The sequence below is a fragment of the Sphingobacterium sp. UME9 genome, from assembly GCF_014170215.1.
Taxonomy (GTDB): Bacteria; Bacteroidota; Bacteroidia; order Sphingobacteriales; family Sphingobacteriaceae; genus Sphingobacterium; species Sphingobacterium paramultivorum.
The window spans coordinates 58,585-69,629 of record NZ_LZZP01000009.1 but is presented as its reverse complement, the minus strand read 5'-3'; the positions used below and the strand labels follow the sequence as shown (position 1 = coordinate 69,629).

General features: G+C 37.8%; 13 protein-coding genes. 9 read left to right on the top strand and 4 right to left on the bottom strand.

Annotated elements, in window-relative coordinates:
• The first annotated feature begins 22 nt into the window (after positions 1 to 22).
• The 5 genes from A9970_RS13625 to A9970_RS13605 all read left to right on the top strand — a co-directional run bounded on the left by A9970_RS13625 (position 23) and on the right by A9970_RS13605 (position 3,078).
• On the top strand, positions 23 to 502 hold the full coding sequence (locus tag A9970_RS13625) for a hypothetical protein (protein ID WP_182982682.1): 480 nt from the start codon (positions 23 to 25) through the stop codon (positions 500 to 502).
• 291 nt (positions 503 to 793) lie between these two features.
• On the top strand, positions 794 to 1,159 hold the full coding sequence (locus A9970_RS13620) for a transposase (RefSeq protein ID WP_182330952.1): 366 nt from the start codon (positions 794 to 796) through the stop codon (positions 1,157 to 1,159).
• Positions 1,160 to 1,188: 29 nt separating this feature from the next.
• The gene (locus tag A9970_RS13615) at positions 1,189 to 1,653 is read left to right on the top strand and encodes a hypothetical protein (RefSeq protein ID WP_182982681.1); all 465 of its coding nucleotides are present in this window, start codon (positions 1,189 to 1,191) and stop codon (positions 1,651 to 1,653) included.
• A gap of 33 nt (positions 1,654 to 1,686) precedes the next feature.
• Positions 1,687 to 2,073 carry an integrase core domain-containing protein gene (locus tag A9970_RS13610; protein ID WP_182982680.1) on the top strand — a complete coding sequence of 129 codons (387 nt, stop codon included), beginning with the start codon at positions 1,687 to 1,689 and terminating at the stop codon, positions 2,071 to 2,073.
• Between the two features lie 558 nt (positions 2,074 to 2,631).
• Positions 2,632 to 3,078, top strand: coding sequence for a nuclear transport factor 2 family protein (locus A9970_RS13605; protein WP_182982679.1), 447 nt, complete (start codon positions 2,632 to 2,634; stop codon positions 3,076 to 3,078).
• 137 nt (positions 3,079 to 3,215) lie between these two features.
• Here A9970_RS13605 and A9970_RS13600 read toward each other — a convergent pair whose 3' ends face one another.
• Positions 3,216 to 4,898, bottom strand: a complete 1,683-nt coding sequence (locus A9970_RS13600; RefSeq protein WP_182982678.1) for a S8 family serine peptidase — start codon at positions 4,896 to 4,898, stop codon at positions 3,216 to 3,218.
• Positions 4,899 to 5,044: 146 nt separating this feature from the next.
• On the opposite strand from A9970_RS13600, the gene A9970_RS13595 reads away from it, so the two are divergent.
• Positions 5,045 to 5,608, top strand: coding sequence for a PDDEXK nuclease domain-containing protein (locus tag A9970_RS13595; RefSeq protein WP_182982677.1), 564 nt, complete (start codon positions 5,045 to 5,047; stop codon positions 5,606 to 5,608).
• Positions 5,609 to 5,679: 71 nt separating this feature from the next.
• Entirely contained in the window at positions 5,680 to 6,126 is a 447-nt protein-coding gene (locus A9970_RS13590) for a nuclear transport factor 2 family protein (RefSeq protein ID WP_182982676.1), read from the top strand.
• 393 nt (positions 6,127 to 6,519) lie between these two features.
• On the opposite strand, the gene A9970_RS13585 is transcribed toward A9970_RS13590, so the two are convergent.
• A complete protein-coding gene (locus A9970_RS13585) occupies positions 6,520 to 7,512 on the bottom strand; it encodes an ADP-ribosylglycohydrolase family protein (RefSeq protein ID WP_182982675.1) in 993 nt (330 codons plus the stop codon).
• Positions 7,513 to 7,689: 177 nt separating this feature from the next.
• Between A9970_RS13585 and A9970_RS13580 the strand changes: the two genes are divergently transcribed.
• Together A9970_RS13580 and A9970_RS13575 are read left to right on the top strand one after the other, a co-directional pair.
• The gene (locus tag A9970_RS13580) at positions 7,690 to 7,977 is read left to right on the top strand and encodes a hypothetical protein (protein ID WP_182982674.1); all 288 of its coding nucleotides are present in this window, start codon (positions 7,690 to 7,692) and stop codon (positions 7,975 to 7,977) included.
• Positions 7,978 to 8,124: 147 nt separating this feature from the next.
• Positions 8,125 to 8,877, top strand: a complete 753-nt coding sequence (locus A9970_RS13575; protein WP_182982673.1) for a carboxypeptidase-like regulatory domain-containing protein — start codon at positions 8,125 to 8,127, stop codon at positions 8,875 to 8,877.
• 193 nt (positions 8,878 to 9,070) lie between these two features.
• Here the strand turns inward: A9970_RS13575 and A9970_RS13570 are convergent, their stop codons facing one another.
• Both A9970_RS13570 and A9970_RS13565 read right to left on the bottom strand, forming a co-directional pair.
• Positions 9,071 to 9,730, bottom strand: a complete 660-nt coding sequence (locus A9970_RS13570; RefSeq protein ID WP_182982672.1) for a S41 family peptidase — start codon at positions 9,728 to 9,730, stop codon at positions 9,071 to 9,073.
• On the bottom strand, positions 9,691 to 10,560 hold the full coding sequence (locus tag A9970_RS13565) for a hypothetical protein (protein ID WP_182982671.1): 870 nt from the start codon (positions 10,558 to 10,560) through the stop codon (positions 9,691 to 9,693). Before A9970_RS13565 ends, A9970_RS13570 begins: the two co-directional genes overlap by 40 nt.
• Between the last annotated feature and the right edge of the window lie 485 nt (positions 10,561 to 11,045).

Below are 11,045 nucleotides of genomic sequence, written 5' to 3'. Positions count from 1 at the left end.
ATTTATGTTAAATTCGTGTTTTATGAATAAGTTGTATAGAAGTTATGAGCTAAATCTTGATACAGATTATTCTCAATTTTATTTAGTTGATGGAGATAATTTATACTTATCTCAAAATTTTTGGTTAGATGATGAAGATTATTTTTCGAGAATTGATTCATCAAAGGGGATTATTTCAATTCGGACAGAAAGAAGCGGGGTGTTGAAAATTACTGTTGAAATTGTTGACAAAAAGCCAGAGCTCGAAAATCAAGATGTTTACGATCATATCGTGGAATGTAGTATTGAAATCGCAACTGGAAATTTGAAGATAAAAGACTGTCCCCATTTTCAAACTGCAAAGGATATAAAATTAACACCGGGCTGTTATAGAGTTAGAGTCTATTCAGCCAATCTTTCAACAGTAATGTCAGATTATTCAGGGAATGATTATTATAGGATATTGTTATGGAAAGAGGATAATATGTCTGCAAAGACAGTTGTGAAGCAGTATTTAGATTAATAGTATATTATAAGTATGTATAGCCCAATCTTGTATGAGATTGGGCATTTTGGTGCCTACAATGCTTTTTAGCTTGATGGCCTTGATAAACGCATCTTTGGTAACGAATGTGCGCCCTGTTCTCTTCGTCAAGCCCCTGAACATATTTCAATCGCTTTGACATCTCATTGTCGATCTGCTCATAGATTATTAAATTTTGCGGTTTCTGTTTCTCCATGTTGTAAAATATAAAATTCTGATGGTCTTATACGTCTATAGCTTTACAGTTTTGGTTAAAAACGTAAAGGAAACATGAATGAACAAGTTTTGTCTCGATTTGAATTCGAAGAAGAATTTAAAGAGAAATTAGTAGAGCTGGTGCTTTATAAAAATGTGTCAGCAGAACAAACTGCAAGAAAGTATGGCCTGCCCAATACGACGATCTTAATCAATTGGATTAACAATTATAAACGCAAATTAGAAAAGGGAGCCGTAACTTTAGTACCTATGGAAAAGCCAGGAACAAAAGACGTTACCGCTTTAAAAAAACGGATCAAGGATCTGGAGAAAGCTTTAGAAAAAGCCAATGTGCTAATTTACGGTCTTAACTTTATGATTGACCATGCTGAAAAGGAGAATAAAATTGCGATCCGAAAAAAGCGTGGTACCAAACAATAAAGCTAATCAAAGAAAAGCATGTGACAAGGATGGGGGTCGGTCCACTTTGTAAATTGTTTGGTAAAAGCCGACAAGCTTATTACGATCATATATGGCATCTTCACGACCATACTGATCAGGAAAATCTGGCTGTAGACATGGTTCGCCTTGTTCGCCGTGAACTACCTGGGTTAGGTGGTCACAAGCTTTATAAATGTCTATATACTCCTTTCCGAAGTAATGGAATAAATATTGGTAGAGACAAGTTATACAAGGTACTCAAGAAACATAGATTATTGATAGACAGGAAAAAGAAGCGGGTGCCAGGAACCACGAATTCTAATCATTCCTATCTGAAATATCCCAACCTAATCAAAGAGTTAGCACCTACGCGTAGTAATGAATTATGGGTTTCAGATATTACATATATTTCAGTAGGCTATGATTTCAATTATCTTTCTCTCATAACTGATGCATACTCGAGAAAAATTATGGGCTATTGCCTTCATCCCTAGCTGACTGCTCAAGGGGCAATTAAAGCTCTGCAAATGGCACTGAGGGAAAAACCGGCTCCCAATACTCTGATTCATCATTCGGATCGAGGTGTGCAGTACTGTTCCTTCGACTATATAGTAAGGTTGAAAAAAGCGGGTGTAAAAATCAGCATGACAGAAAACGGAGAGGCCTATGAAAACCCTATTGCAGAAAGAATTAATGGCATATTAAAAACAGAATTTAAACTCAAAAGGGTATTTTCTTCAAGAAGTGAAGCCCTGCTGGAAGTGACTAAAAGTATAGAATCATATAATCATTTGCGTCCGCATATGAGTTGTGATTTTCTAACACCTGCAGTAGCACATGTAACAGATTTACCATTAATCAAGCGTTGGAAAAACTGTAGGAAAAAATACAAAAGTTTACAAAAAAACAATTAAATTCATAATATCAATTAACCTACCAAAACTGTAAAGTAGGAACCGTATTAGACCAACTGTAAAGTAGGAACCGTATTAGACCAACTGTAAAGTAGGAACCGTATTAGACCAACTGTAAAGTAGGAACCGTATTAGACCAACTGTAAAGTAGGAACCGTATTAGACCAAATGTAAACCTATTTCAGTATAAGACAGATTTTAGCAATTATGAAAATCTATTATTCGGGGATGAGTTTAAATAACTTCTATAGGGGTCTTGTTCGTACCTGCTTCGTACAGCCTTCGGATCAGGACATGTAGGGTTCGATTGTTGACTAGTCTCTGAACAGTTTTTCCCTGTTCAGAGACTGTACAAGGTCTGTTGGGTCTCTGTACATTATCTGTAGTTGATCCGAACGTGGTACGAATCTGATACGAAGCAGACTTACCTCCCTATTCCCGCCATTCACCGAGTTTTCCCGATTGTTAGTCTAAAGCTGGTAGGCTAGGGGCCTATTGTGTTGTAGTTTTGAGTCAACAAATAAGAACTAAAAACTAACACTATAAAATAAAGACATTATGAAAACGCTAGTAAAAACATTCGCAGCAGCAGCCCTAATCGCCGTATCTACATTCGCTATGGCAGCTGAAGGACCTGGAGCAAAAGCAACAAAAACAAACGTTAACCTTTCCACAGCAGACTTGGCACTGGATCACTACGTTGCGGTAACGACTGAAGGAGAATCAGCAGGAGTAGAGCAGTTATTCGCCGAAGATTTTAATCAAAAGATCCAAGCTACCAATGCACAAAGTAACAACCGTAGCGAAGTGATTAAATCCTTGAAAAAACAAAAAGGCGAAAAGCTAAACTGTACAGTAAGCACCGATATCATCGAGGAATCGGCAGACTATATGGTCGCTAAAGTGACTTTGAAATTTGAGAATTTCACCAAAACGGACCTAGTTACCTTGGAACGTGTAGGTAATGATTGGAAAGTATCCAAATCAATTAATTCATATAAATAGAATTTAACAACTAGTGGTCTGTCAGCTCAGGCAGGCTACAGACCACTAGTGAATCATATGTTTAAGTTTAGTTTAGAAGCCAGGTCTTGAGACCTGGCTTTTTTGAGCCATTCCTGCGCGTAGCTTTAATATCCCTATTAAAGCTTTCTTGATTTTTTGATCTCTTTTGCTATTTCCATTGCTTTCTTCATGTCAGGAATACCATAACCATAAGGGATAACCGGAGTATTGATTCGATCTGCTGATTTGCGTATTACATCCATTAGCTCTTTATTGCTCAATTGCGGATAAGCTTGCCATAAACAGGCGGCTAAGCCACAAAGTATAGGACTCGAATAGGAGGTTCCGCTACGTGTTTCACCGACGCCTGATTCCCCGATTACCCATGCTCCTCCACCTAGGGCCATAACATCCGGTTTCATTCTGCCATCTACTGTCACTCCCCAAGATGTAAAATATGCTACCCTACGATTATCATATACCGCACCTACTGTAAGTACATGAGGAGAGTCGGCCGGACTCCCTACCCAGCTTCTGTCATTGCCCGCACAATTGACAATTAAGATACCTTTACTGGCTGCAATGTTAGCAGCCCTTGTGGCAAATGTGGTCTTTCCATCCATCTCTTCAAATTTATAAGCAGGATTGTAGAAACTTTCTGGACCATAATAAAGTGACGAATTAATGATATCTACACCAACACTGTCCGCAAATTCAGCAGCGCTGGCCCAGTAGTCCTCTTCAACATGCTGTTCAGATGATTGATCTTCAGAGCGCAGCAGCCAGTAATTTGCCTCCGGTGCGGTACCCACATATGTTCCAGGTTGGTTGACAGCCATACAGGAACTTACCCAAACTCCGTGCATATCGACCGCATATGGATCATCGTTTTCATAGACAAAAGATTTAGCACCTTTGATATTCACATTTTTAAAAGCGGGATTATTTTTAAGATTCAAAAAACCGGCATCGATGACAGCAATATCGATACCTGCTCCTTTAAAACCATTCTCGTGAAGCACCTGGCCATTATTGATGTTTATATTGGAGGCAGCTCCCCCATAGTCTAATTTATTATTGGGGGTATTGTTGGATACCCTTTGCGGGATATCTTTATACTTTCCTTTCTCGGTCAAGTTTTCCCTAGGCCCTTCCCATACCTTTTCTGCGGAATGCACAAAGGGGAGATTTTTATAGTTGTCAATAAGGAAATAATCTACACAATGTACCGTGACGGTATTTAGCCATTTACTTTTGGAGACAATTTTACATCCTATCTTTTCAATTTGATTTAAATAGTCCTCCGAAATCGGAAGATCGGAATTGTCGATTGCGATGTTTCGTTTCTGCCGCCGCTGGATAGCCTTTTCTGATAAGAATGTTTCAGGCTTATTCAACGTATGAGAAGATGTCCCTTTGTCCTTTAGGACTAACCTAAACTTGTAGTCATTGGCATCTGTTACAATGATTTTTACTTTTGCTGTTGCCTTGCCATTCGCAAGGGTTGCTATTGCATATGTTTCACCAGCTCCTTCGGGCCATACTGAAGCTTCTTTTGTTTCTGGATTTTGTGTTAAACTTGCAATTCTTGTGTTCTCGACTGTCCAGTTTATTTCATCTGACTCACCTACCGGCAGATTCTGTATTTCAGTTGACAGCCTGGCTCCTAAAAATTGTATTTCACGTTTTAAGTAAACTTCATCTGGTTTAATGACAATTCTTACAGGTTCTGGAATGATAGTCTCTTCATTTTTTTTGCATGAATTAAATAAAAAGCACAGTAAAAGTAAGTACGAGGAAATTTTGAATGAATGAAGCATTTATATGTTATAATTCAATTGATTTTTGTGGTATATATAGACTTATTTGTGTTGCCAAATAAGTTTTTGTATTTGTAGTGAAATCGAGTGCAAATTAAATAAATATTGACTATTAATTCTCTTTATTTATTATTTAATTTTAGTATTTGTATGGTTTGTGCCTTATATTTCTTTCTCCCCATTCCCGCCGTTCACCTAGTTTTCCTGAGCGTTGGTCTAGAGCCCATAGGCTAGAGGCCTATTGTGTCGAATTGAGTTGGACAAATAATGTTTTAATTTTTAATCATACCAAGACAGTTGAAGAAAAGGAATTTTATTTGAAGCTAACTATCGAGGAAAAATATAGTTCAAGGGAGTTGGAGCGACAGATTAATAGTTCTGTCTTTGAACGCACAATGATTGGACATGTAAAACTCTCGTCACTGCCGAGAGAATTTGAAGTAGGCATTAATAAAGCGTTTAAAAATAGCTACGTTTTTGACTTTTTAAATCTACCAGAATCCTATAATGAAGGGGATCTTCAAAAAGGGCTGCTTCGTCAGATGAAAGATTTTATTCTTGAGCTAGGGCGAGACTTCCTATTTATTGACCAAGAATATAAAGTACAAATGGGAAAATCTGACTTTTATATTGATCTACTTTTTTTTCACCTCCCCATTCCCACCATTCACCGAGTTTTCTCGATCGTTAGTCTAAAGCCCGTAGGCTAAGGGCCTATTGTGTTGTAGTTTTGAGTCAACAAATAAGAACAATAGAACTAACACAATAAAATAAAGACATTATGAAAACGCTAGTAAAAACATTCGCAGCAGCAGCTTTAATCGCAGGATCAACTTTCACTATGGCAGCTGAAGGACCTGGAGCGAAAGAAACAAAAGCTAACATTAACCTTTCTACAGCAGATTTTGCTTTAGAGCACTATGTTGCGGTAACCACAGAGGGAGAATCAGCAGGTGTAGAGCAGTTATTTGCAGCTGATTTTAATCAAAAGATCCAAGCTACCAATGCGCAGTCTAACAGCCGTAGCGAAGTGGTTAAATCTTTGAAAAAACAAAAAGGCGAAAAGCTAAACTGTACAGTAAGCACAGATATCATCGAGCAATCGGCAGACTATATGGTGGCTAAAGTAACGTTGAAATTTGAGGATTTCACTAAAACAGATTTAGTTACCTTGGAGCGTGTAGGCAATGACTGGAAAGTATCCAAATCAATCAATTCGTATAAATAGTATCTAATAACTAGTGGTTTGTCAGTATTAAAAGACAAACCACTAGTGAATCATATGTTTATAAGGCCACGTCGGGAGATGTGGCTTTTTTACGTCAAAAGGGCCTGATTCTCATCAGACCCTTTCTCTTAGCGTTTACTTGTACAGTAATTTTTATGTTTCCTATCGTTTCCTCTTTTTTGTTTCGTCATCCAACGTTTTTAAAGACTATTGGATTTTCACTGTACGACGCCAATTTTTATGTTGAACCTTTCTTTTGAAAGGCAGCTTGTAGCCGCTTTGTATAGTAAGAACAGCTGTCGATTTAAAATAGTTTTAAAAATAAATGTTTCGATTTTTTAAATTGACATTTTTGAAATAAGCTCTTACTTGTTAGACATTATTATCGAATTTCTAATCAGAATATCTCTTCGCTATTTTTTCTACTAGCAATTTGATATCATCATAGCGGGCGATGCTCAAAAGCCAATCTTCAGGTATACTTTCCAGCCCATAGTACAAACCAGCTAATCCGCCCGCAATCGCAGCCTCGGTGTCTGTATCTTCACCAAGGCTTACAATAGATAATACAGTGTCTTTATAGTTGTCTTTTTCCATAAAAACCCATAGGCTTGATTCTAGACTATCGATCACATAACCGCTGGACCTTAATTGATTATGTGTCTTAGATCGGATGTCATGCAAAATTGTGCTATTAAAATGAATTATTTCCGACTCAGGGAAATTGATGTCCGTCCAGAACTTTGAAACTTGATTCCGCATTTCAGCATAAGCCTGCTCCTTGGCCAAACCTAGCAAAATGAGTTCGGCTAATTTAAGATAGATAAAACATGCCATTGCAGCGCGTATGTGCTTATGCGTTAGGGCGGAAATTTCCCAAATTTTCTCGAATTGTTCCGACGGGCTAAGTCCTTTGATCTCAAATAAAAGGGGTAATATTCTCATTAACGAACCATTGCCGTTGTCTTGTTCTCTCGCCCGATATTTTAGCAAATGTAGCTCTCCGATTTGCCTGGATCCGATAATATCTTTAAGCTCACCGATCGATTTAGCCGTGGTGATGCCGATATCAAAGACTTCTCCTCTTGCTGTCCACAGCTTACCTTCCTTCCAAGCTATAAATTTTTTGGAGATATCTACCAAATCATATCCACCTAACAGCGAGTCTCTAAGACACAAGGTTAAAGATGTATCATCTGACCAGGTACCCATAGGTTGATTATGGCTGCCAAATCCGATCATTTCGGTAGCTGGATTTTTTAGCATTTCTTCTTTCGACCTGAATTCAAATGGTACACCAAATGCATCACCAACCGCGATGCCAAACAATGCTCCATACATTTTATTTTTCGCTTGATTAGCAGCTGTATTAGACTGTATATTCATAAATAATTTGATCGTTGATTCATATCAATATAATAAAAAATATTCACCTCCCTATTCCCGCCATTCACCGAGTTTTCCCGATCGTTAGTCTAAAGCCCGTAGGCTAAGGGCCTATTGTGTTGTAGTTTTGAGTCAACAAATAAGAACTAAAAACTAACAATATAAAATAAAGACATTATGAAAACGCTAGTAAAAACATTCGCAGCAGCAGCTTTAATCGCCGTATCAACTTTCGCTATGGCAGCTGAAGGACCTGGAGCAAAAGCAACAAAAGCTAACATTAACCTTTCCACAGCGGACTTCGCTTTAGAGCACTATGTTGCGGTAACCACAGAGGGAGAATCAGCAGGTGTAGAGCAGTTATTTGCAGAAGATTTCAATCAAAAGATCCAAGCTTCCAATGCACAGTCTAACAGCCGTAGCGAAGTGGTTAAATCCTTGAAAAACAAAAAGGCGAAAAGCTAAACTGTACAGTAAGCACCGATATCATCGAGGAATCAGCAGACTATATGGTTTGTTTACTCCTTCCTCTAAGCGTCGCGCGTTAAAAAGAGTTAATAACATTGCTAGATGTTTGGTTTTATAATATTTTTATTGTAAAACTAATTGAAAATGAGTGGACTACAGTTGTTGTTGCTATTGCTCTTTATCGCAAACCTATCTTCTGCACAAGATCTGAAAGGCACGATTAAAGATAAGTATTCGGGTGATATTCTTATAGGTGTTTCGATCAAAGTAGCTTCACGCAGCACCTATTCCGATAGCTATGGCAAATTTATATTGCCAGGCATTAAACTTGGAGATACAATTACCTTTTCTTCAATCGGATATCGCGAGGAAAAATATATCGTTGATAATAGCAATCTTGATAATTTGGTCATATATATGAAGCAAACAACGATATTGTTGGATGAAGTCAAGATCAATTCTTTAAGAAATTATAGGGCTGATTCCTTAAAGTTTCGGGAAGAATTTGCCAAGACCTTCAATTATAGCACACCCAAATTTAAAGACATTTTCATCAGCAAAAATTATTCTTCAAATGTCCCGAGACACCCTAATCAAGCTAGCAATAGTACCGCCTCGCTGATTAGTATTGATGTGCTTTCTGTTATTTCTATGTTCGGAAAAAATCGTACCCCTCAATCCAAGCTCCAACAGAAATTGATCAAGGAAGAAGAAGAGCAGTATCTTGATAATACCTTTTCGAAGCGTAAGGTTCAAAATTTGACGGGCCTTAAAGGTGATTCTCTACAAACTTTCATGCAGTTGTACCGTCCGAATATTGACGCCGCAAAGTACATGTCCGACTATGATATTATCCTGTACATCAAAAAAAGTTACCATGAATATATCGAACCTTAAACTTCGCCCCATTATGCATTTGCATATACAAATCCTAACGTAACAATTCCCGCACCGACGACAGATGCCCCGGCGCAGGATTGCAAGAAGCTTTTCAATACATTGTGTGTTTTATGAAATACGCTAGCTAGTAATCGGCCTAGATCAGTGAGACAACAAACACTAGTGAATCTAAAATCTCAGACATAGACCATCATTTTAAGTTTTCGAGGACAAATCCAACCCAATCTTTTTGGTGTATTGAAGGATCGAGGTAATAATCTGGCTGTAGGCCCACATTGTCTATTGCCATTTCTGGGATCCGGTAGCTTTTCGACCTGCAATACCACAGCTGAAATTCACCACTTGGCGAATCCACATGGTGCATATTTGATATATCCAGAGAGCCATAAGTGCTTTTTCCATAAAGTTTAACCTTGGCGCTCTGTTTTGCCTCGAGCAGAAACTGCTCAGTTGTACTTCCACAATATTCGTTTATCAATATGGCTACCTTTTGCGGAAACGGGAGAATTCGATCCATGCTATCAATAGAGATCATATTTTCTTTAACCCGAACGTATTTACCAAGATTTAAATTCAGCTTGTCATAGATCTCCTTAAATTCTTTTCTTGATCTTTCGTCATATAACGTGTCCTTAGAGAGCGTCAGCAATGCAGCGTTGTTCAACTCTGTGGAAAGCAATTCTACACCTACAGTTCTTACAGGATTGGTATATAGATAGGGAACCAGTGAAGAATAAGCATCATCAGATCCTCCGCCATTGTTCCTTAGGTCTATGATCAGATTTGGCGTGTGAATAATTTTTTCATGGTTTACACGAAGAACGCTATCGATCGATCTTTTATTAGACATATCGAAACTTGGTATACGGACATATCGAAACTTGGTATACGGACATATACTGCTTTTTCTGAAATTTGTTCAAAATAAGGGCGATTGGAATATAAATAGCTTATGTAACTTTTGACAAGCGGTGTATCTTGAAATGCTTTGGACTTGCGTACAAAAAAAGCCATACCATCGATATGGATAATATTATTTCCGATAAATTCAACCGATAGATTCTCTCTAGCAGTAAAATTCCTCAGCCAAATTGTTGCTCGGTAGTTTTCTCCATTCTTATATAGCTTGAATTTTACCTGACCTTTATTCCAAGGAGTTCCTGCAGCATCCAGCACAACTCCTGTATAACCGCTATCGGTGGGAACTATACCAACTTTGTAAGGAGCGCTTTCCCATATACCAATAGGTGACGGTTCGGCTTGTTTATCAATCAGACGATTGAGCTCGTTTTCCTTTAAGGTTAATCTTTCATGCTTTTTGATTCTATTTTCATCTGCTTCAACGATTTGTGCGGGTTTAGGTTCCTCTTTTAAATCAACAATTCCAAGATGTCCCTTCCTGAAGAATTTAAACCATCTATAAATCAGGTTTATACAGTCAGCTTTGTTTTTGGCTGTCTTAGCCATATTCATTATTTCTTCTGTATGAAGGTCGTATGCTTTTTGCCCTTTTTCTTTCAAGATGTACGCAAACCCTGCGTCGTTTTTTTCGAAAGTGTTCTTGATCCATGTAAATTCAGCATGGCAATCGCATTGAGATCCTCCTCGTGCCTTATTGATAGAGAGCAAAAAGGAATTGCATAGCATAAACCAAAAAAAGAAGTTTTTAATGACTTTCATAATGACTTTAAATGTTAGGTTATTTGATGTATAGTTTTATTTCGTTTCAACGAATATACGATGTTCAATAGTCGATCTGTTTTTGTAACGTGTTGATTTTAAAGGTGAAAAGCTGATGTGTTAATATGGTAACTGTTCGGAAGTGGACATAATCGTTCGATAATGATCATGAGTAAAGGAATTACACGCTTTAGATCGCTTGGTCCGGAGAAAATTATGTATTATTGCTAGCATACATATTATGCAAATCAGTTTTACGATGAGACTAAAATTTCTCCTTGTTATTTTGGGGCCAAGCTTTTTGCTTTTTTCTTGCAAAAACAAGAGTTTAACGAATTCCATTTGGAAAAATTGTGGCGATAATAGTGACCTGCAGGACATCCTTGTGTTTAATGATACGTATAATTTCGTACGGAATGATACCATTTATAGCAGGCTGGTTATTGACTCCCCAATCGCTGTAATTAACCGGATTGATAGCTATT